A 21,475-nucleotide genomic window follows, 5' to 3' on the forward strand; every position below is an offset into this window, starting at 1 on the left:
TGCCAAGCCTATATTCATTTATTAGCCTTATAGTATGTAATTTTTTCAAGTGACTGCAATCTATATAAATCGTCAGCATAAATTGATTCAGCAGCCCCTAAAATTAGTATTCCATCAATTGGCCTGAGTTGCTGTTTAATTTTTTTCAAAACATTGTTTTTTACTTCTTGATTAAAGTAGATCAATACATTTCTTAAAAGAATCAAATCAAATTTAGAAAAAGATGGCCATGCCCCTACTAAGTTATGCGCTGAATAATGAATCATCTTCTTAATAGAGGGCTCAATTTGAAAGTTACCATTTTCAAGTTTAGTAAAGTACTTTTCTGTATAAATAGGATCAAGTCCACGACGTACTTCCATTGCGTTATAGATACCAGACCTTGCTTTTTCTAAAATTGATTCTGAGATATCTGTAGCATTAATAACAATATCCCAGTCATATAGCTCCGGAAAAGATTCCCGAATCAGAATGGCTATGCTAATTGCTTCTTGCCCCGAAGAACAGGCACAACTCCATATTCTGAGAGTTTTATCTACGCGACGCGATTCAATTAAACCCGGAAGAATGGTTGATTTGAGGGCATTAAAGACATGGTTGTCTCTAAAAAAAGAAGTTTCATTAGTTGTCAATGCTTCAAATGCCTGGCGATGCAATGAATCCACTGGTGATTGAATTAATTGCTTGATAAAGCTATAAACGTCGGCATGGCCGCCCTGCTTTGCTAAGGGTTGCAGTCGAGACTCTAATAGATATTGTTTTGTATTATCTAAAGCAATGCCAATTTGCTTCTCTATGAGCGTAAAAAACTGCGGCAAGCTTTCTTTAGACACGTCCGAGCATCCCCACTTTGCGTGCTCTGAAGTTAATCTCTTCAGCCATTTTATCGATTGGTAAAACAGCGTCTGCAATTCCAGCCTGAACTATAGCTCCAGGCATACCCCAGATAACACTGGTTGCCTCATCCTGAACAATTATCTGACCGCCTTTAGATTTGATAACTTCAGAACCTTTAAGCCCATCGTAGCCCATACCCGTTAATATCACTGCCAACACACCATCCCTGTATACCTCAGCAGCAGATCGATACAAAACATCTACTGCTGGGCGGCAAGAATTTTCAGGGGGCTGCGTATTTAAATGAATAATCGTTTTTATGCCCGGCCTTGCCACAGTCATATGAAAACCGCCTGGAGCAATATAGACCATACCAGGCAAAGCAACTTCTCCTTCTTCGGCTTCTTTAACAGTCATTACGCTAGTTGCAGTTAAACGAGCTGCGAGTAATGCCGTGAAATCAGCAGGCATGTGTTGAACTATAAAAATAGGAACATCAAGCGGGGCTGTAAATGCGCCAAATACTTGCATCAAAGCCATAGGCCCACCAGTAGATACACCAATGCAGACTGCTTGCACTGGTTTATTGATTTGTCCTGTGGGCTTATGATTTATGGGAGACAAGGTAGTCTGCACATACGTATTTTTTATTGGTGAATGAGCCTTTGAGGACTGGACCATTACCGGGCTAACTTGAGAGCTAATGGGGGTAGAAATTTCTTTGAGAGCCTCCTTAGCAATACGGGTTTTTGCCCGCTTAGCTAACCCAATAATTTTAGGAATTAGTTCAGCCTCTAAAACTTGAAAGGCAATATCCACACTACCGCCTTTTGAAGGCTTTGCAACGTAATCACTTGCTCCAGCTGTCAACGCCATTACAGCAGCTTGTGCTCCCTGATGGGTCATAGAGCTAAACATAATGATTGGTAAATATTTATGTGTCTTACGAATTTCTCTCAATGCAGTCAGCCCATCCATTTCTGGCATCTCAATATCTAAGGTAATGATATCGGGGCAACAAGTAGCAATAGACTCAATTGCTTGGATTCCGTTATTAGCAAAACCAGCCACTTCAATATCAGGATTTTTTTGCAAAGCACTAGCGATAATCTTACGCATTACCGCAGAATCGTCAACTATGAGGACGCGAACTTTATCCAAACCATTCTTAATAGGAATCAAGCTCATCAGCTTTGCAAAAGCCGAGCGCTAGAGATAATCTTATTTGCATCTAAGACGGACAACAACTCATCAACCAGAGTATGAGCCCAAATAATTTTCTTCTGAGCGTTAACAACTAAATTACCAGCTAACTTTTCAATGCAAACTTTACTTACTTTACTTACTTCCATAGAATTGTTCACTTGCTCCACCAATAGAATAAGTAAGCAATCTTGAAACAGAATACTAGGGGCTGTGTTTGCTTTAAGCTGCATTGATAAATTCAATCTCATCCGAAAATTAATTACAACAACAATTTGGCCTCGAAAAAATCGGTGAGGCTCACGTTAAAATGACCGATTGATATACAAATTAAAAACACTGATACAAAACATCACATATTGCTAAAAGCCCATGAATTTCTTAACTTACTATACCAAATTATTAACAACCTATATTCTAGAATTCCCGAAAAAGGGCATCTTCCTAACCAAAGTAATTTTTACGTAAATTGAAAAAATAGGCTAGCAAGCTAAGGTCTGCTGCAATGCCATAATCTGGTTTTCTGCTTCAGACATAAAAAGAGCCTCTAAACTCCCAATTCTTGTCAGAGCTTATTAAAGTGAGAATTTTTTAGGGGGAATTGGCTTACTGCAGACCAGTAGTAGCTGATCGTGCATTAGCTTTCTGAAAATGTAATAGCGATAGTAGCTAAAAACCTTAAATAGGCGATTAAACGAGCAGGGAATGAGCTCCACTGATGCTATGGATACTAGGATTTTGGGCATTGTGAGCTAATGCTGACGTACTCAAGATAATCAAAAGGCCCTCAGTTAAGCGAAAGGCTCCCAAAATAGCCTCTTCAAACTGTCCACTGGAATCGGCTGGTGGGAGAACAAGCTCATCCGTCTTAAAGGTCAAGATATCTCCGATAGAGTCCACCATTAGGGCAATAAAGTTATCTTGAACTTTTAAGATGATACAAAACGACTCAGATTTTGCATCAGCAATCTCTAAATAAGCTCCTATATCAATAGCTGGCATGATTAAGCCACGTAAATTTAAGATACCCCGAATCATTTTTGGGCTACCGGGTACCTTAGTGCAACTTAAATTTCGATTCACTTCAATCAGCTCATCAGAGGGGATTCCTAGATGGTAGGGGCCAACTTTAAAGGCAAGGTAAGAGCGCTCAATCATTAATTTGGGACGTACATATCAATAATATTGGGATATTGAGTAGCTTCTTCTTGCATATTATGCATAGTTAAAATCTCTTCTAAATCTAACATGTTGATTACCAGATCGTTATAAATCACGCTTCCATTCAGCCCTTTTTGTGGAGACGATAATTCATACAGTTTTGCGGGCACATCTAAAATATCCGTCGCATGTTTTACTACAAGCCCATAAAGGCGGCCACGATAATTGCAGGTGAGCACTGGAACCTTGGTATTTAATAAATTTAAATTTTTTGCCCCCCCACTTACATAGCGCTCTACACAGACTAAATCCATCAACTGATCATTAAAATAAATCACCTGTCTACTACCATTTTGCTGAATTTGTGTAGGATCTAGCATAACGATATGCTCAATAGCGTCTAGTGGTAAGGCTATTTTATTCAGGCCTGGAATTTCAAAAAGTAATACTGCGAGCATCTTTTCAACAGTAGGTATATAGCTTTGATCCTGTCTAATAGGATTGAGCTTCAAGCGCTCAACTAGGCCAGATTTTCTAGCGATACCGTCCACGTCGAGTATTAGGGCTACCTGGCCATTTCCCATAATGGTTGCCCCGGCAAAATTCGACATATCCCTTAATAGCTCACCCAAGGGCTTAATAACTACATCTTGAATATTCAAAACTGTTTCGACCACTAAGCCAAAAATAGTGCCATTAAAATCAAGAACCACAACAAATAGTTTTTGATGTGGCTTTCTCAAAGAGCACTCTAGGCCCAACTGCTCGCTTAAAAACAAGAGTGGAATTAACTTATCCCTCAAACGATAGGTGGGCGTTCCATAAAAGTCCTCAACACCATTATTAGCTTCATTAGGGGCAAAACGTACTAGCTCTAAAATACGATTTTGAGGAATCAGAAAAATTTCGTCTGCAGAGCATACGAATAAGGTTGGCAAAATTGCTAAGGTAAGAGGTATTTTTAACTTAACATGCGTTCCTTGGTGCGGGATACTGGTGATTTCAATACTACCGCCAATATTGTCAATATTGCTTTTCACAACGTCCATGCCGACACCCCTACCGGAGAGATTGCTTACTGTATCCCGAGTAGAGAATCCTGGTAAAAATATTAAGTCGACTAACTCTTGATGAGTAAGAGCGCTTGCCTTATCTGAGTCAATTAACCCTCTAGTGATTGCTCTTTGTCTTACGCGCTCGTAGTCAACCCCCGCTCCATCATCAATGACCTCAACAATGACAATGCCATTTTGATGGGAGGCACGTAATACTAAATATGCTACCTCTGATTTGCCTTTTTTGAGGCGATCTGAAGGCATCTCGATACTATGATCAATACTATTACGTATTAAATGAATCAGAGGATCACGAATACTATCGAGCAAAATACGATCTAGCTCAGTTTCTGCGCCCTCTTGTAAAAGCCGTACATTCTTTCCGCATTCAGCGGCAACGTCACGAACTAAGCGCGGAAACTTAGTCCAAATATGTGAAATGGGCTGCATGCGCATTTTCATCATGCGCTCTTGTAGCTCCAGAGTCAGAAGGTCAATACTTCGGACAGCACTAGTGAATAACTTATCACTTAACTGGTGAGAAAAAGGTAAAAGTCGATTACGAGCCAAGACCATTTCACTCGCGATATTCATCAGCTTATCTAAAACCTCTGGATTAACTTTCACAGGCACTACTACCTCTTGCCCTGAAGCGCCTCCAGTCAAAATATCCGAAGGCTCTTGAGGCTGGATCAATACCTCTAGAGACTCGACTTCTTTAACTTCCTCATCCAGATCTTTAGCTTCAATTACTGTAACTACTTCATCTACGTATGTTGGAGCAGCTTCATTAACCTGAGGAGTTTTGGCATGCGCCTCATTCAACAACATTGCTATTAGCTCTTGATCATCTCCAGCGGGCTCCGTATGGTTCGTTTCTAAATCCTCAATAATGAGTCTTAGAATGTCATTCATTTTTAGCAATAGATTAGATTGAGTGGTATCTAAGGTTGTTTGACCTGAGCGAATTTCTCCCAATAAGGTCTCACCCGCATGAGATAGCTTTTCTAAGCGCTTCAGAGAGAAAAAGCTACTGCTACCCTTGAGAGTGTGTAAACCCCGAAAAATATCGCCAATAAGAGGGGAGTTATTCGGGTTTTCCTCCAGTCGGATAAAGTCTACATCTAGCCGGTCGATAATTTCCCGAGCTTCAAGAATAAACTCCACGAGGATTTCGTCGTTAATTCCCATGAAAACTCATAGTGATAGGCATTTATTTGAATTGAGCGGATAGAATGTGGATTATCGAGATATTAGCCTATATTGATGGATAATTGCACGATTAGTACTGCATCAAGCCCCAGCTTTAGTAACGTATGTATGCCCTTAAGGAAGTCATAACGAATGTTCCGCACCCAATTAGACCGATTTGAAAGAAAATCTACAGTTAGAACCAAATTGCAAGTCAGTTTTGGTCTGATCCTGTTTTTTACTGTTGTAGTCGGTGGTATCTCCTTATACGGCTATCAGGTAATGGGCAACAGTGCGAGCCAAATCTACTTGCAAGGTGCGCAAGGCGTAGGAGATGCCAAACAGCTTCAGCTAGAGGCAGTAGAAATAGATAACCAATTGGGCCGCTACCTTCTAGCCTCTAGCTTTGTTGATAAAGCTGAAGCATCGCTACAGCGTGATGATGCGATGGCCAAAATTGAAAAACTGCGTACCGCCCTAGAGGAAACTAAAAAAAGGGTTGAAGTTAACATCATACGGTCTTCAACACGTATTGAATTTAATGAAGTAGTTGAAGATTTAGAAACATATTTAACTGCCATTGAGCAAATTCTGATTTTGGATAAAAGCTCCTCAACGAGCTCCATAGGAATGTTTTTTGGAGAAAAATATCAAGGCTTTAAGCCACGCATCAACAAAAATCTTCAGGATTTTGTAGCGGCCAAACTCGAAGGCGCACAGATATCCTATGACAAGGCAATTGAAGCTAAGCATACCGCTATATTAACAACCGTCATCACTATTATAGTTGCCGTTTTACTGAGTATATTTATTGGCATACGTTTAAGAAGTTCTATTATTAGTCCTTTGAATAAGACTAGAGAATCACTAGATGCCCTAGCTGAATCCAAGCTGAATAATGAAATAGTGGGATTAGATTATGTCGGGGTAACAGGTCAAATTGCAATCGCCGTCAAAACTCTGCAGAATAATTTACGCAATGCCATTCAAGAGATTAGTGGCAATGCCCTCATGATAAGCGCATCCTCTGAAGAGCTGGCTATGGTCAGCGCTCAGCTAAGTGCTAATGCAGAGGAGACCTCCTCACAAGCTAATGAGGTGGCACAATCATCAGAGATTGTGAGTCAAAATACCCAATCTGTTGCCACAGCAGCAGAAGAATTCAGCGCCAGTATTCGTGAAATTTCTATTAATGCCATGGAAGCTTCCCGTGTTGCTAATCAGGCAGTGACCATCGCAAATAATACAAATCAACAGATGTCTAAACTCAATAGTAGCAGCATTCAAATTGGTGAAGTAGTAGCTGTGATTGCTGATATTGCAGAGCAAACGAATTTATTGGCCCTCAATGCAACGATTGAAGCAGCTCGCGCTGGTGAGCTGGGTAAAGGTTTTGCTGTTGTTGCTAATGAAGTCAAAGAGCTTGCGAGATCCACTGCGAAGGCTACCAATGAGATTGGTCAATCGATTAATGCTATCCAAGCAGACGCAAAGGGTGCGATCGAGTCTATTAATGAGATTACACAGATTATTAATAGAATTGATGACATCTCTAGCATTATTGCAACCGCAGTAGAAGAGCAAGCAGCAACAGTGAGTGAAATCTCTCGCAATATTTCTACTTCCGCAGATAGCTCTACCAGAATTACAGAGACCATTGAGAGTGTTGCCATTGCTGCAAAGGGAATTTCATCAGGCTCATCTGATATTCAAAACTCATCTGCTGAGTTAGCTAGAGTTTCCGCAACATTGAAAGATTTAGTTGCTAAATTTGAATGCTGAGCGCTCGTTAATTAAACTAGTGTTCTGCTTTAGCTAGATCTTCACCAGGATCGCGATTTAGATCTGCCTCTAAATATTCAGGGGTATGGGGTAAATCCATTACTACACTATCAATGGCTTGTATTTGGATAGAGACTTTCTCTGTCCTGCAATGAAGCAGGTGACCCCCCGATTTTTTATCATCACTGATAAAGTGTAGATGAAAACCAGGAACAGTGACTGAATGCATAAAGTTTGGCGTCCAAAAACCTACCAAAGTGCCACTGATGTCAGTAAATTCAAACTCCTGTTGCCCATGAGTAACATCAAGTAGCGTCTTATATGCGCTTTGTTTTTCAACAGAACGTGTCTTGAGGTAAGTAAATTTACCATGAACACAGATAGCAAAAATCAGGTTTTTTGATATCAGCATGTTCGATAAAATTTTTAAAAAATTATCGTAGCTATTTTCACCGACGAGAATATGCTCTTGAGTTGGATAAAACTGAGTAACACAAGCATAAGGCGTCAATGTATCAGGAGTATTCACAGTCACGGCACCATCACCATGAATTTGATAAGAGATGCTATCTAACAAAATCATTTCACCATCAAAATCGTTGATCGTACCTATCCCAAAATTGCCATGATTTAGTAAATCTTGAATTGTCTTATCCTCCCTAAAAATGCCCTCTACCAAAGCATTGACGGGAGAGGATATATATAGGGAAGTTGGCATAAGATTAGATAATGAAATTCAAGACTTTTATAGTAAGTGCTCTTCTACAGTTGAGGGTCGAAAAACGAATGTCTCTTATTATTGATTAAGATAACATTTTTACCACATTGCACAAGTGAATCAAAAAATTCTGCCCCATATCCTTAAGAGCTCTTTTTAATCCTCACCCGGGCTTCGGCAATATCACTGCCTCACAAAAGAGCAGGATCAAATATCGGGTTCAGACTCATAAAGCCAATATTACATAGGCTAGTTTAAACGACATGTCCCTTAGATTCGCTTAAAGGCAGCCCTAATTGATACTTTCAAGAAAAAATACTCATAATTACATTCAAGTAGTGCTAATTGAGTGGTGGCCAGTTTCAACATCTTCAAATCAAGGAACTGGTTAAAATAAAGTTTGATCCATTTAAATGTGAATTCTAAGTTAATCACTATGTCCAGTAACACTTCCACAATTTTTCAATCGACTATCAACAATTTTTTAGACACTAAGCACACAGTGCGTGAGTTTAAAGAAGTTGAGTTGATTCAAAATGCAGTGGAAATACATTCAAATAATTTTTTGGACTTTATAGATGGAATACTAAAATCGCCATTATGGATTCAATGGGATTTTCAGAATAATCCTCTTAAGCAATTAGCACTTGATTTGGCTGCAGAAATTGATCGATTATCTACACTCCATCCAGAGCCCGCCTTTCACTCACGTAGGCACTTTATGGATGTATGCATGATGTTGTCCTATTTGCTGATGCAACAAGAGCGCTGGTGCGATCAATCCCAATTAACCAGTCCCTGGTATGCATGTAAGGAAGAGAAATGGCTATTACTCATTGCTGCAATTTCTCATGACTTAGGTCATCCAGGATTAATCAATAAAAAGCCTTATGAATTAGAAAAAGGAAGTCTTGATTTACTCGATACATTTTTATCTCAATCAATGCATTTGGAGATAGGAATCAGTGATGTCCTGGGACAGATATCGCCTTGGATTTTGGCAACTGATCATGCGTATTACAAGGCCTTGCTAGAAAAAGTATCTAAAGAATCAAGATCGCATGTTGATTGTATGTCGATGCTTTTAGTTGAGGCAGATTTAGCATCGAGTGTATTGCCAAACCATGGGTTCACTTTGGCTCAGCGTTTGGCTGAGGAATGGCGGATTAACTACCCTGAAAAATCAATGGCTCTGACAACGCATGCAGGCTATCTACAATTCTTAAAAAGTCTTTCTTTCGTTAGTCCACAATCTATAGAGGCGCGTATCCCCCAGGCTTTACAAATCACCCTCTCCACACATCCATAGATAAAATAACAAAATGACGGATTTATCATTTCACCACTCCCCAGACATTAAGCTTAGTGATCGTCAAGTTATTTACTTTGCTCTTAACGGGCAGCTGCCTGCCTTTAGTGGTAATTATCTTGTAACGAGGAATATTAAAGCGCGTTACAGTAAGCTCCAGAGCTTCATCAGTAGCATATTGGTAATTAGCATCCTGCTTGCTGCCAGCACACGAATTTTTCAGTCTGAAGCTTGGTCGATCCTGTGGATAGCCGATAATGTGAAATTTTTGCTTATCCCTATTTTATTCATTTTTATTCTTGAATATCTCTTGCGCCTGTGGACAGCTCCTGATAGCTGCCCCGATCTGCCAGAAAATAATGCAGAATTTGAGCAATACATTCGTACTCATCATTACCGCCTATTTTATGGAATATCCTTTTTAGGGTTGATTGATCTTTTAGTTATTTTAAGTGGGCTATTTACTCTTATAAGCGGTAATTCAAGCGCCTGGGAAGGCTATTTGATTGTCTTTGCACTCCTTAAATTGAGTCGCTATATCCACGGCATTGAGATTATTGCAGCAGTCTTAAAAAAAGAGCGCCAAATACTAAGCGCTACCTTCATAACATTGGCGATATTGATCGTAATACTGTCGACAATACTGTATCTAGTAGAGCGCAACGTTCAACCTGAAGTATTTAACTCCATTCCCTCTGCATTGTGGTGGGGAATTGTAACAATGACCACTACTGGTTATGGCGATATTATTCCTATGACTTCTATTGGTAGAGTAATTGGCGGTGTTGCAATGTTAGTTGGAATTGGTACGCTAGCTATACCTGCCGGTATTCTTGCAAGTGGCTTTGCTTATGAACTGAAACACCGCGAACAATTAAATAATTGGCACATTATTTCCAACTTAGAATTATTTGCAGGCCTTGATGCGAATTGCATAAAAGATATTACGCATTATCTTAAAGCAGAGGTCCTACCAGCTGGAGCCACAGTATTTAAAAAGCATAGTGCGCCAGATGCTATTTACTTCATAGCCGATGGAGAGGTAGAGATTCAGATCTTTCCAAAACCCCCAACTCCCATCCGACTGAGATCAGGGGACGTATTTGGTGAAGCAGGTCTTTTAGAAAATCGCAAGCGTAATGCCAGCATCAAGACAACTCAAAACTCACGATTTTTAGTTTTAGATTTACATGACTTCCATACTTTAATCTCTAAACATGTTGATCTAAAAAATAAAATTGAATCTATCAACAACCTACGCAAGTCCTCTTCACCTGATAGCAACTAGATTCTCTATTCATTAAAGAAAAATTTAAGAATTAATTTACTAAGAGCCTTGCTTTTGCTATGTGAGGTTAAGCCTTGTTCACGAGTATTTTTAACTAATTCGTTTTGAGCTTGGCGCTCTACTAAGATATCTGAAATAAGACTGATTAACTCAGGACGACTTTCTAAAATCGGAAAAATATCATCTTTCTTAACCTCTATCATCAATGCAGATGTAAGTGCAAAAACATCTGCTGAACGTGGTGCACCAGTTAGAAGCGACATCTCACCAACAATATCACCTGGCCAGACTGAGGCAACAGTAACTAAGATGCCATCTGCGTTTAATATTTTGACCTCTAGGCAGCCCTCAAGCAATAAGAACATGCTTTGAGCTTCTTGTCCTGAAACGATTAATTGCTCATCTTTTGCAACACGCTTGAAGGTGGATTTTTTTGCTAAATAATCCAAATCCTCTTCGTTGAGTACCACTAAAAATCCAAGCGATGCAAAGGCTAAAAGGCGGTTTTTCAAATCTAAATCAGCACCGGCTTTGCTAGGATTATCAGTAAAGTCTACTGCACCAGCTTTTAGAAAACGCATGATGGTATTGAGTACCAAGCTGTTGGTAAAGTCTTTGGGCAAGTCAGTTCTGGGGGAACACTCATAGCGTACCCGATAAGTAACTTGGCCATGATTAATCTCTGTCGCAGCACAAAGGTGCCAAGGCTGGAAAAAAGTATTTTTACTTACAACGCAATCCATAGCGAGATTTAAAATTGAAGTTACTTTTTCGCAATCGCAATGTGCACTTAAGGCAATCGTGAATTCACGACGAAAACCGCGGCCCGGATCCTGCTTGGTTGCGTTAATGTAATCTAAATCTAAAAATTTATTGTTATAAAACTGTTTAATGAGGCCATGCGTAGTATCACTTAGGGTGATCAGTCGATGCTCCATCTGTACCACTTGATAAGTCTCTGGAATACGATTATCGCCTTCAAAAATAACGATATGATCACCCAAGCTTACAAGTCCATCAATTTGTAATGAACTACTAGCGACAATATCTTTGATGCGATCCTGAAAGATATATCCCAAGCCAAGACCAATTGCCCCTGAAGCGGCAATTAAACTTGTAAAGTTTCGATCGAAGAGAAATATAAAGCCAGCCAATCCAACTAGGGCGAGAATAATAATTGAACCAGCAGTCACAACAATAATAGGTATCTTTTTCTGCGGATTGACACGATTTAAGTTAACGATAGTGCGACGAAAAGCTTGATCTAAAGTTACTGCAATCAATGTAATTTGCATTAAGCCAACAAGATCTATTCCTATGGAATCAAATCCATCACTAAGGTCAGCACTGACAAAAGCAAATACTTTGCCTAAGGTATAGGCATACATTGCTAAGGCGATATTAGCAATAATAAGAAGAATTAAAGCCCATTTTGGAACTGCTGTAATTTTCTCGTGTGAAAGGGTCATAGCTAGTGAATTTCTTATTTAATTGACAGTTGGGTTGACATCATCATAATAATCAATAAGTTACAGTTTCATGGATTCAAGCACAAAGTGCAACCTAGTGTACGACTGGTAACGCGCTTCACTGAAGGGTTTAAATCCTGTGCCCTGATGATGTCGGCTATTTAGCTTCCATTTACTCATTTTAAGCCCCTATCATGCATGGTAGATGACCACTTTTGGGATGTATTGTCGCAATAATCTATTGTTTACAGCGCTGCATCAATTCGTGAGTACCATGTAGTCGCCTGTACCCAATAATTTGCTATTAATTGAAATAGTTTAATGAGAATCTCAAGCATGTTCTTAAATTCATGGCCGACAAATTGAGATTTTGCAAAATTCAATATTTTGATCGCGAGTGAGTGCCTTACCCAAAACACTATTACAAGTGATGAATAATTTAACCTCATAAAAAGCATGCTGGCAGCCATCGGAAATTGACTTCATTGAATTTTGGCCTTACTGAGCATTTTTAAATAACTTTTAGTAAAAAAAATTAGATTCGGTAAGATAGAGTTAAGATTTATTAGCAACTATTAGGAGGTACTCATGCTACAGAGCTATCCATTACTGGCCCGCCTTTTGCATTGGCTTACGGCTTTTTTTATCCTAATCTTATTTATTCTTGGTATTTGGATGACTGAGCGTTCCGGTGCAAATGTATGGGATGCACTCACGAACACGCTTTATGCATGGCATAAGTTCATTGGGTTCACTCTTTTATGCCTAGTAATACTGAGATTTGCTGTCAAACTAAACTCCCAACGACCTGCTTATCCCAGCAGTATTTCACCGGCCAACATTAAACTAGCTTCAGCTGTTCATGGCATTCTCTACCTTCTTTTATTAATCGTACCGTTAATGGGATGGGCTGGAGTAACAGCATATCCCGCGTTAATTACGGTTGGAGGCTTTGAACTGCCAGCCATGCCTGGTATCCCCACTGATGAGGGTCTCGCTAAGCAGCTTTTCCAGATACACGGCTACCTTGCTCTTCTATTAGTGGGAATAGCTTCGGCTCATGCCACTGCTGCACTTACCCATCTTTTGATTAAGAAGGATGGGGTCTTTCAGCGAATGTGGTTTAAGCGGTGATCAATACACCTTGCTTTGTTTAAAAGAGATGTCCGCTTTTGATAGCTTTTGTCTGAAGGTATAAGTCATTGTGCTTATTAGAAGGGTAACTATGGGATATCCGCTCTACTACCTCGATACCGTGCTCGGCTAAGGCTGTCACTTTAAGGGGATTATTAGTGAGTAGTTTGATGCGGTGAACTCCTAACTTATGCAACATTTGTGCAGCAGGTAGATAGTTCCGCTCATCAGAATCAAAACCCAATTGCAGGTTAGCCTCTACCGTATCTAACCCAGCATCTTGCAATTGATATGCGCGCAGCTTATTCGCTAAACCAATTCCTCGTCCTTCTTGAGCAAGATAGAGCAAAATTCCACTTCCTGCCCGAGACATTTCTGTAATAGCCCCTTTGAGCTGATTGCCACAATCACAACGAAGGGATCCCAGTAAGTCCCCTGTAAAACATTCTGAGTGCAATCTGACTAATATGGGCTCCAAAGGATTAATGTCGCCAACGACAATAGCTAAATGCTCAACTCCGCCATCACGAGGACGAAATGCAAGCACTCGAGCATTTTCTGCATTTTCTAAGGGCACTTGTGCATCACTGACCTGCATCAGCGATTGCGCAGCATTGGTTAAATAAGACCGTATAGCTTCAGCACTCACTTCAAGGGTATCTTTCGGCACAATAGCATCCTCGAAAATCAGTGCTGCAGGTAAAAGACGGGATAATTTACACAAGAGAACTGATGCTTGTTCTATCTCACTAGCATCACTAACAACCAACCCATCTAATGCTGGATGAGTCATCATGGACACAAGCGGATTAGCCAAAAATTCAATCACATCGATTGTGAGACCCTGAGGATGAGAGATGGCACTCATCAATCGGTTCTTAGCTGGATCAATTTTAAGTGCGTGAGCACGTGAGCCCGTAATAACGAGCGAAGGGGTACCTCCGGAACGCATCAGCATTTCCAGAGAGTCCGGGTTTAGTGCCTCTGCAGCAACAATAAGAAGGCTAGTTTTTCCATCGACCAAGGCAACCGGAGCGCCACGGCGCAACTCAGATATTGCGCGGTCAACTTCAATGAGGGGGTCGGAAATTGCCACGGTAGGCTTAACTAAAAAATCTATAAAAGGGTTTATTGAAAAAATTGCTTTTCTTGATTACATCAAAGCAAATTATGACACCATATGGTAAATTATTCTTGACAGGCAGTTGCTTCACTAACCATAACCAGGGTTTTTACGCCATGGCCTCACCTCCCCCCTACCCTCCTCAGGTACAAACTGCTCAACCCTCTGGATCTGAGGAAGCTCATGATCATTGGAATAATTTTTTAACCACTTTTTTTAGTGCTGATGTTTTACCTCAATCAGCACTGCAGACGATTTTTGAACCGATTAGGGCCCCCTCTTTAGATTCCATGACAGTGATAGGTCAAATTGGACAAACTATGGATGGACGAATTGCGACAATAACAGGTCAATCTAAATACATTAATGGATCATCTGGCCTCAGTCATTTGCACCAATTACGTGCTTTAGTTGATGCAGTAGTAATCGGTGTTGGCACAGCGTTAACTGATAATCCTCAACTCAATGTCAGACTAGTGAGTGGCAAGAACCCAACTCGGGTTGTGATTGACCCCCAAGGAAGATTAGGATGTGACGCACAAGTCTGGCGTGAAGATGGTACAAAAAGACTCTGGATTATTGCAGAGGGTAAAAAGGTCTCCGCCCCATCAGGAGTTGAAGTGCTTACTTTACCTATGGTGGATGGTCGCATCGAAGCGGCAACAATCTTAAAAAGTCTTCGAATGCAGGGTCTCAAACGTATTCTCATTGAAGGGGGTGCATTTACCTTATCCCATTTTATGCAAGCCGGCTGCTTAGATCGTCTGCATATCATCATTGCCCCCATCATTATGGGATCTGGTCGACCTAGCTTTGAACTACCTGCTATCGAACATATGGACCAAGCTACGCGCCTCAATATACAAACGCATGTATTAAATAATGAAGTGCTTTTTGATTGCGACCTGAGTAGTCAAAGATTAAAGCTAGATTAATTCTCATCAGAGAATGCAAAGCTGTAAATGATTTCTGAAAAGCGTTTAGCTGAATCTTCCCAAGTAGATTGTTGAGCAGCTACCTTACGCGCCCCTTGCGACAACTCAAAACGATAATTTCTGTCTTGCATCACCTTTCGTAAAGCAGCTGTTAAACTTTTTATATCGTCTGGCGGTACGAGTAAGCCCGCCCCAGCGGGTACTGTCTCAGAAATAGCTCCTGCATTCGTACCAATAACGGGTAGGCCTCTAGCAAGAGCCTCTGCATAGGCCATCCCATAACCCTCAAATCGTGAAGCCAGAACAAAAATATCTGCCTGACCATACAAAAGTTCCATGTGCTCCGCAGTCACGACTCCAAGTACGTGGACACGATCTTTGAAACCAAAATAGTGGATATCTTCCTGAAGCTTTTTTAAGGCGACATCATCACGGCTTATATCTCCTGCAATTGACAATGTCCAAGGTAGGTCTGCCAGTGGCTGTAATGCTGCAATGAGTACATCGAAGCCTTTTCGGTGGATCACTGATCCGACCGATAGAAGATGCAGTCCTTCTGAGGGGCTGAGAGGGGATATTTCAGGGGGGTTTATGAGTACCGGTCGATCAGTACCCGGAAAAACCACTTGAATAGACTGTTCTTGCACACCGAGAAATTTCGCTACATGTTGCGCAGTTGTTGGGCTATTGACGATCACTTGTTTAACATGCCTAAGAGATAAAGCCTCGCTCGCCTTTAATATGTCAGCTTGCTCAATACTCAATCCTGTCTCTAAAGCTAAGGGATGATGAATCAGCGCAATGATGGGATGACGTGTTGCTAGCTCAGCAACGATCTCGGGCAAGACACCTAAAGCTAAGCCATCCATCACTACTGGAATATCTAGCCTAAGATTCAGTAGCAACTGACGAGCTTTGGCAATAGTCTCTTGACTAGGATAAGGAAAGTCGTACCCTAAACTTAATAACTCAATCTGCCAACCTAGATCTCTCAGCCCCTCGATAATTCGTCGATCATAGGCGTAGCCACCGGTAGGCGTTGATAAATCCCCTGGAAATGCAAAGATAAGTTGTTTTGGTTTAACGCTAGCACCCAGTTTTAATGAATTGCTGCCTCATACCAGGCTCGTGCTACGTGCGATTCAGAGATAGTCACTCTAATTGCATGTAATTCTTTACCATCACGACCTAAATCCCCATTACGTGCGGCAGTTGCTAGATGATCAAAAATATACTTTGTAAGAAATTCAGTAGTGGTGTTGATATTCTTAAACTCAGGGTTCTCATCTAAATTTGAGTAATTTAACGGCTGAAGCGTCGCTTTAAGTACGTCAAGCGCCCGACCAATATCTATCACGATGCCATTAACATCCAATTCTTTTGAAATAAATGCAGCATCAACTATAAACGTTGCGCCATGTAATGCTTTGGCAGGCCCAAAGACATCCCCACGAAAAGAGTGGGCAATCATGATGTGATCTCGAACTTCAACTGTAAACACGGCTAACTCCTTAGGGGTAACGAATCAGGCAACAGAGGGAATCACTTTGTTGCCCAAGGATTTCAGGTAAGCGACTAGGTAGATTATTAAACTCTATTGCGGGAGTTAACAATACATCAAGACGTGGATCATTGAGCATTTCAAGGGCCGCACTGAGTCGACGGTGGTAGTTCCAGCGTGGACGTCTACTTGCGGAAATATGTCCCACCTGACTGGACTGTAAGCGGATCTGTCGACTATGAAATGCCCCTCCCAGAGGCACGCTCACTGAGGCTGATCCATACCAACTGAGCTCAAGAACGGTAGCTTCGTCGCCTGCGCACATAAGTGCAGTAGCCAGTCCAGATGCCGTGCCACTGCAATGAATCACAACATCACTATCTACCGGAGCTGATGTGGGCAAGGAAAATTGTGCGCCAAGTGCATGCGCCACGGTGGCGCGCTCAGAGTTAGTATCAACAAGCGTTACCTCAGCGCCAGGCAAATGAGCACATAAAAAAGCGACCAGGCAGCCTATGACGCCCCCACCAACCACCACCACTCGATCTCCTGGGCCTGGCGCTGCGTCCCAGACCGCATTAAGCGCCGTCTCCATATTGGCTGCTAGTACAGCCCGCTCTGGCTTAAGCTCGCTTGGAATCAAACATACCGAATCGGCTTTTGCCTGATAAAGGGTTTGATGTGGCATAAGGGCAAAAACCAATTGCCCTATGAGAGATGGCGGCCCTTGCTCGATACGACCCACATTGGAATAGCCATATTTCACTGGAAATGGAAATGTGCCATCCATGAAGGGTGCACGCATACGGGTGTACTCGGTCTCAGGAACGAGCCCTCTGTAGACTAAGGATTCCGTTCCACGACTTAGCGCTCCAAATAGAGATCGCACTTGAACTGCATCATCAGCTAATGGCCCAAGGACTTCCGTACGCAACTCCGCACGCTCTGGAGCAACATACCAAAGTGACTGACTGACCAGTGTATCTGGAGAATTACTTGAAGTATCTGCCACGAAAGAGTCCTAGGTATTTGTAAGTAAATAATATCGACACTTTAAGTGTAAATTAACGCCCTATCCTATACTGCACATGCTGCCTATGCTACACAAGTCACTTTTACAGTATAAGTGAGCCTCAAACTGTCATTTACATTCCATCATAAACACTACTATTGCTACCCTCTTGAATCACTCGAATCATCTTCCCACCAAAGCAGTTATCAGGATACGTCGTTGCATTTTTGCTGGACTCTCGATCAGCACATTTTTTTTCATGATTTGGCTGATGTATACAGCGCTCTCAACCCAAATACCCTTAACGCTGCGTATTACATTCGTCACGTTATTTACGGTCACCCTTCCCTGGATGGTTATTGGCTTTTGGAATGCGGTCATTGGCTTTTTCTTATGTCAGATCTATCAAGACCCCAGTACTATTATTTTGCCAGCAGAAATGAATCCCTCGGATGATCGAGCAATAACATCATCAACCGCTATTTTGATCTGCATACGCAATGAGTCACCCGAAAGAGTGACGCGAAATTTGGAAATTACGCTACAAGGGCTGATTTCTCATGAGCCAAATACAAGCCCTGCCATTAATAAGCACTTTCATGTTTATATCCTCAGTGACACTGATGATGAAACGATCGCTCAGCATGAAAAATCGTGCTTTGAAAAAATTAGGCAGCGCTGGCAAGATTACTGTTCGATTACATACCGCTGCCGTACGGAAAATACCGGTTATAAGGCTGGAAATATTGCTGACTTTTGCAAACACTGGGGTGGTCAACATGAGTTTGCCATTACTTTAGATGCAGATAGTTTAATGACAGGCTCTGCCATGAAGCGTCTTGTTCGCATGATGCAATCAAACCCTCATCTAGGTATTTTGCAAGGTTTAGTTGTAGGGCTGCCCTCAACAAGTGCCTTTACGCGCTTATTTCAATATGGCATGCGACTAGGTATGCGGTCCTATACCATGGGCTCAGCATGGTGGCAGGCCGACTGCGGTCCCTACTGGGGACACAATGCCATCATCAGGCTGGCTCCATTCATAGCGCACTGCGATGTCTCTAACTTACTTACTCACAAGGGTAGTGATCACACTATTTTAAGTCACGATTTAATTGAAGCAGTACTGATGCGCAGTGCTGGATATGAAGTACGTATCTATCCACAAGAAGATCAAAGCTGGGAAGAGAATCCACCTACCTTGACAGAGTACATTCGACGGGATTTACGTTGGTGCGAAGGAAATCTGCAATACATTCATTTACTCACATTGCCCAATTTAAAGTGGATGAGTCGCTTACAACTTCTCCTGGCAATATGCATGTTCTTAGGCTCTCCTGCTTGGATTGTCCTCATGATTGTCTTTTCTACTGCAATTTATATTAGCAACACACCAATGGATGTTATCAACAGTAATCCATTGTCCCTATTGGTAATCGTTGCACTATTCATGTGGTATCTCCCAAAAATTGCGGGTGCGCTTAATGTCATATTGCGTAAACAAGAACGAGAGCGTTTTGGTGGGGGATGGCGCTTTACCTTAAGCTTCACTATTGAGATGCTATTTTCTCTCCTAATGACACCGATCACCTGGCTTAATCACAGTATTTTTATAGTGGGACTCCTGTTTGGTAAAAAACAGGGGTGGATGGGCCAATCCCGCGATGATCACAGCATCGCTTTATTAGACGCAATAAGACAATTTTGGCCGCATACGGTGTTGGGTATCACGCTAGCAGTTATGATCTTCGTATCCGACCCCAAAATACTGCCCTACGCTCTATTCTTTTTAGGTGGCCTCGTTTTGGCCATTCCTCTAGCAGTTCTAAGCTCACAAGCTTGGCTAGGAAAGCTGATGCAGAGCTGCAAACTGCTATCTTTACCAGAAGAAATTTCACCTCCTGAGGCATTATTAGCATTGAAGACATCAGCACTAAAGACAAAAGTGCAATAACCTTAGTAAAAAAGCCACATCACTTCGATCAATGAAATTTTTTCAACTATATTTGCGTGCACTAGATAAGCTAGGGTCGGATCGTCGGCTTGGCTGGACCTTAGCATTCGCAAACGTTGCGCTTGCAATGGCATTATTTGCAGAGCCAGTATTGTTTGGACAAGTGATTGATAGGCTATCAAGCGCAACAGGCAATCAAAAAGATGTAGTCTGGGATCAAGTGTGGCCCTTACTTCTACTATGGATAGGCTTTGGCTTATTCACGATTATTTGCTCAGCCCTCGTAGCCTTATTTTCAGATAGACTAGCGCACCTTCGTCGTCATGCAGTATTTCGTGAATACTTTGAGCATGTTCTTCATCTACCCCTCGCTCAACAATCACAAATACACTCTGGGCGCCTGATGAAAATCATGCTTCAGGGGACGGATACACTTTGGTGGCTTTGGCTCAGTTTTTTTCGAGAGCATTTAGCTGCCATCGTTTCTCTTATAGTGCTCATTCCATTATCGCTATACATTAATTGGCGCTTAGCAACAGTATTAATTGTGCTCTGCGTCTTGTTTGGCATCCTGACATACTTCATTTTGTACAAAACACAAAAATTGCAACACCAAATTGAAGAACATCACTCGGATTTAGCAGAGTTAGCATCTGATACCTTAAGCAATATCGCCTTAGTTCAAAGTTTTTCTCGTATACAAACAGAAGTGAAGGCATTGCATCACATTAGTCAGCGGGTTCTAGGTGCTCAGCTTCCAGTTCTCTCATGGTGGGCGGTAGTGACCGTACTGACCCGCTCAGCTACAACTCTGAGTATTTTGTGCATTATTACTCTAGGAGTTTGGCTATATACCCAATCACTCGTTACAGTTGGCGAAATCGTCACATTTATTGCATTTGCAGGCATTGTTATTGGACGCTTAGAGCAAGTCATTACGTTTGCGAACAAGCTGGCGATGGATACGCCTCGTTTAAAAGCCTTTTTTTCAGTTCTCGATACCGACCCCGAAATTCAAGATTTGCCAAATGCAGTTGAATTAGAAAGATGTGAAGGACTTGTCGAGTTCGATCAGGTCAGCTTTTCTTATAACGATCAGCATCAGGCTATTGACCATCTGAGCTTTACCATCAAGCCAGGACAAATGCTTGCTCTTGTAGGGGTATCAGGCGCTGGAAAATCTACCGCACTGAGTCTTTTATATCGGGCTTTTGATCCACAGTCAGGTCAGATTAAGGTTGATGGGCTCGATATTCGAACGCTGCAATTGACCTCTCTTAGGCGCAATATTGGAGTGGTGTTTCAGGAGCCACTATTATTTAATCGATCGATTGCAGAAAATCTTCGAGTCGGATCGCCAGAAGCCACTGAAAAAGATCTGCGCGAAGCTTGTTCACGAGCACAATCACTCGATTTTATTGAGCGTCAAGCAGAAGGATTTGATACGGTTATTGGAGAGCGAGGACGCAATCTATCGGGCGGTGAACGCCAACGTCTAGCAATAGCACGCGTGCTCTTAAAAAATCCCCCAATTTTAATACTGGACGAAGCCACGAGTGCATTAGATAGTACAACAGAGAATAAATTACTTGTGGCAATGAAAGAACTTATACGCTCCCGAACTACGCTGATTATTGCGCATCGTCTAAGCACAATTCGTCAGGCAGATCAGATCCTAGTCATGGATGCTGGTAAGGTGATTGAGTTTGGCACTTATGATTCTCTCTATCAAAAAGGGGGCCATTTTACTGAAATCGTAGACCAGCAATTTGGACCATCCTCGAAACATATTCCCTCTTAACA

Annotated in this window: 18 protein-coding genes; 7 read left to right on the forward strand and 11 right to left on the reverse strand. The window is 41.6% G+C overall.

Going from position 1 to position 21,475, the window contains the following annotated elements; all coding sequences use genetic code 11:
- Positions 1 to 14: 14 nt before the first annotated feature.
- The 5 genes from DCO16_RS03165 to DCO16_RS03185 all read right to left on the reverse strand — a co-directional run bounded on the left by DCO16_RS03165 (position 15) and on the right by DCO16_RS03185 (position 5,447).
- Entirely contained in the window at positions 15 to 833 is an 819-nt protein-coding gene (locus DCO16_RS03165; protein WP_173942315.1) for a CheR family methyltransferase, read from the reverse strand.
- On the reverse strand, positions 826 to 2,025 hold the full coding sequence (locus tag DCO16_RS03170) for a protein-glutamate methylesterase/protein-glutamine glutaminase (protein WP_173942316.1): 1,200 nt from the start codon (positions 2,023 to 2,025) through the stop codon (positions 826 to 828). The genes DCO16_RS03165 and DCO16_RS03170 overlap by 8 nt, the downstream gene beginning before the upstream one ends.
- On the reverse strand, positions 2,025 to 2,273 hold the full coding sequence (locus tag DCO16_RS03175; protein ID WP_173942317.1) for a hypothetical protein: 249 nt from the start codon (positions 2,271 to 2,273) through the stop codon (positions 2,025 to 2,027). Before DCO16_RS03175 ends, DCO16_RS03170 begins: the two co-directional genes overlap by 1 nt.
- Positions 2,274 to 2,730: 457 nt before the next feature.
- Positions 2,731 to 3,198, reverse strand: coding sequence for a chemotaxis protein CheW (locus tag DCO16_RS03180; protein ID WP_173942318.1), 468 nt, complete (start codon positions 3,196 to 3,198; stop codon positions 2,731 to 2,733).
- Positions 3,198 to 5,447 carry a chemotaxis protein CheA gene (locus DCO16_RS03185; protein ID WP_173942319.1) on the reverse strand — a complete coding sequence of 750 codons (2,250 nt, stop codon included), beginning with the start codon at positions 5,445 to 5,447 and terminating at the stop codon, positions 3,198 to 3,200. The genes DCO16_RS03180 and DCO16_RS03185 overlap by 1 nt, the downstream gene beginning before the upstream one ends.
- A gap of 153 nt (positions 5,448 to 5,600) precedes the next feature.
- Between DCO16_RS03185 and DCO16_RS03190 the strand changes: the two genes are divergently transcribed.
- A complete protein-coding gene (locus DCO16_RS03190) occupies positions 5,601 to 7,229 on the forward strand; it encodes a methyl-accepting chemotaxis protein (protein ID WP_173942320.1) in 1,629 nt (542 codons plus the stop codon).
- A 16-nt stretch (positions 7,230 to 7,245) separates the two neighbouring features.
- Here DCO16_RS03190 and budA read toward each other — a convergent pair whose 3' ends face one another.
- On the reverse strand, positions 7,246 to 7,947 hold the full coding sequence (gene budA / locus DCO16_RS03195; RefSeq protein ID WP_173942321.1) for an acetolactate decarboxylase: 702 nt from the start codon (positions 7,945 to 7,947) through the stop codon (positions 7,246 to 7,248).
- 436 nt (positions 7,948 to 8,383) lie between these two features.
- On the opposite strand from budA, the gene DCO16_RS03200 reads away from it, so the two are divergent.
- Both DCO16_RS03200 and DCO16_RS03205 read left to right on the forward strand, forming a co-directional pair.
- Positions 8,384 to 9,256, forward strand: a complete 873-nt coding sequence (locus tag DCO16_RS03200) for an HD domain-containing protein (RefSeq protein WP_173942322.1) — start codon at positions 8,384 to 8,386, stop codon at positions 9,254 to 9,256.
- Positions 9,257 to 9,269: 13 nt separating this feature from the next.
- The gene (locus DCO16_RS03205) at positions 9,270 to 10,544 is read left to right on the forward strand and encodes a cyclic nucleotide-gated ion channel (RefSeq protein ID WP_173942323.1); all 1,275 of its coding nucleotides are present in this window, start codon (positions 9,270 to 9,272) and stop codon (positions 10,542 to 10,544) included.
- A gap of 5 nt (positions 10,545 to 10,549) precedes the next feature.
- Here DCO16_RS03205 and DCO16_RS03210 read toward each other — a convergent pair whose 3' ends face one another.
- Positions 10,550 to 12,013, reverse strand: a complete 1,464-nt coding sequence (locus DCO16_RS03210) for a mechanosensitive ion channel family protein (RefSeq protein ID WP_173942324.1) — start codon at positions 12,011 to 12,013, stop codon at positions 10,550 to 10,552.
- 588 nt (positions 12,014 to 12,601) lie between these two features.
- Here DCO16_RS03210 and DCO16_RS03215 point away from each other — a divergent pair.
- Positions 12,602 to 13,147, forward strand: a complete 546-nt coding sequence (locus DCO16_RS03215) for a cytochrome b (protein WP_173942325.1) — start codon at positions 12,602 to 12,604, stop codon at positions 13,145 to 13,147.
- A gap of 19 nt (positions 13,148 to 13,166) precedes the next feature.
- Here DCO16_RS03215 and ribA read toward each other — a convergent pair whose 3' ends face one another.
- Positions 13,167 to 14,243: a GTP cyclohydrolase II gene (gene ribA / locus DCO16_RS03220; RefSeq protein ID WP_217426689.1), complete on the reverse strand. Its 1,077-nt coding sequence runs from the start codon at positions 14,241 to 14,243 to the stop codon at positions 13,167 to 13,169.
- 143 nt (positions 14,244 to 14,386) lie between these two features.
- On the opposite strand from ribA, the gene DCO16_RS03225 reads away from it, so the two are divergent.
- Complete coding sequence (locus tag DCO16_RS03225) at positions 14,387 to 15,205, forward strand: RibD family protein (RefSeq protein ID WP_254598084.1); 819 nt, start codon at positions 14,387 to 14,389, stop codon at positions 15,203 to 15,205.
- Here the strand turns inward: DCO16_RS03225 and DCO16_RS03230 are convergent.
- From DCO16_RS03230 to DCO16_RS11260, 3 genes are read right to left on the reverse strand one after another with little or no spacing between them, the layout of a single operon-like run.
- Positions 15,202 to 16,302, reverse strand: coding sequence for a glycosyltransferase family 4 protein (locus DCO16_RS03230; RefSeq protein WP_173943749.1), 1,101 nt, complete (start codon positions 16,300 to 16,302; stop codon positions 15,202 to 15,204). The genes DCO16_RS03225 and DCO16_RS03230 overlap by 4 nt on opposite strands.
- 2 nt (positions 16,303 to 16,304) lie before the next feature.
- A complete protein-coding gene (locus DCO16_RS03235) occupies positions 16,305 to 16,706 on the reverse strand; it encodes a 6-pyruvoyl trahydropterin synthase family protein (RefSeq protein ID WP_173942326.1) in 402 nt (133 codons plus the stop codon).
- A gap of 10 nt (positions 16,707 to 16,716) precedes the next feature.
- Positions 16,717 to 17,718 (reverse strand): zinc-dependent alcohol dehydrogenase, encoded by a 1,002-nt coding sequence (locus DCO16_RS11260; RefSeq protein WP_254598085.1) that lies wholly within the window; start codon positions 17,716 to 17,718, stop codon positions 16,717 to 16,719.
- Between the two features lie 169 nt (positions 17,719 to 17,887).
- On the opposite strand from DCO16_RS11260, the gene mdoH reads away from it, so the two are divergent.
- Entirely contained in the window at positions 17,888 to 19,672 is a 1,785-nt protein-coding gene (gene mdoH / locus DCO16_RS03245) for a glucans biosynthesis glucosyltransferase MdoH (RefSeq protein ID WP_173942327.1), read from the forward strand.
- 31 nt (positions 19,673 to 19,703) lie between these two features.
- Positions 19,704 to 21,473, forward strand: a complete 1,770-nt coding sequence (locus DCO16_RS03250; protein WP_173942328.1) for a glucan ABC transporter ATP-binding protein/ permease — start codon at positions 19,704 to 19,706, stop codon at positions 21,471 to 21,473.
- Positions 21,474 to 21,475 lie beyond the last annotated feature (2 nt).

It is taken from the genome of Polynucleobacter antarcticus (assembly GCF_013307245.1).
Lineage (GTDB): Bacteria > Pseudomonadota > Gammaproteobacteria > Burkholderiales > Burkholderiaceae > Polynucleobacter > Polynucleobacter antarcticus.

What these genes read in the sequence shown, in the direction of transcription:
- DCO16_RS03190 (WP_173942320.1), top strand. Translation starts at nt 5,601, where the DNA reads ATGTTCCGCACCCAATTAGACCGATTTGAAAGAAAATCTACAGTTAGA.
- budA (WP_173942321.1), bottom strand. Translation starts at nt 7,947, where the DNA reads ATGCCAACTTCCCTATATATATCCTCTCCCGTCAATGCTTTGGTAGAG.
- DCO16_RS03210 (WP_173942324.1), bottom strand. Translation starts at nt 12,013, where the DNA reads ATGACCCTTTCACACGAGAAAATTACAGCAGTTCCAAAATGGGCTTTA.
- DCO16_RS03250 (WP_173942328.1), top strand. Translation starts at nt 19,704, where the DNA reads ATGAAATTTTTTCAACTATATTTGCGTGCACTAGATAAGCTAGGGTCG.
- DCO16_RS03180 (WP_173942318.1), bottom strand. Translation starts at nt 3,198, where the DNA reads ATGATTGAGCGCTCTTACCTTGCCTTTAAAGTTGGCCCCTACCATCTA.
- DCO16_RS03225 (WP_254598084.1), top strand. Translation starts at nt 14,387, where the DNA reads ATGGCCTCACCTCCCCCCTACCCTCCTCAGGTACAAACTGCTCAACCC.
- DCO16_RS03185 (WP_173942319.1), bottom strand. Translation starts at nt 5,447, where the DNA reads ATGGGAATTAACGACGAAATCCTCGTGGAGTTTATTCTTGAAGCTCGG.
- DCO16_RS03215 (WP_173942325.1), top strand. Translation starts at nt 12,602, where the DNA reads ATGCTACAGAGCTATCCATTACTGGCCCGCCTTTTGCATTGGCTTACG.
- DCO16_RS03200 (WP_173942322.1), top strand. Translation starts at nt 8,384, where the DNA reads ATGTCCAGTAACACTTCCACAATTTTTCAATCGACTATCAACAATTTT.
- DCO16_RS03170 (WP_173942316.1), bottom strand. Translation starts at nt 2,025, where the DNA reads ATGAGCTTGATTCCTATTAAGAATGGTTTGGATAAAGTTCGCGTCCTC.
- DCO16_RS03205 (WP_173942323.1), top strand. Translation starts at nt 9,270, where the DNA reads ATGACGGATTTATCATTTCACCACTCCCCAGACATTAAGCTTAGTGAT.
- DCO16_RS03175 (WP_173942317.1), bottom strand. Translation starts at nt 2,273, where the DNA reads ATGCAGCTTAAAGCAAACACAGCCCCTAGTATTCTGTTTCAAGATTGC.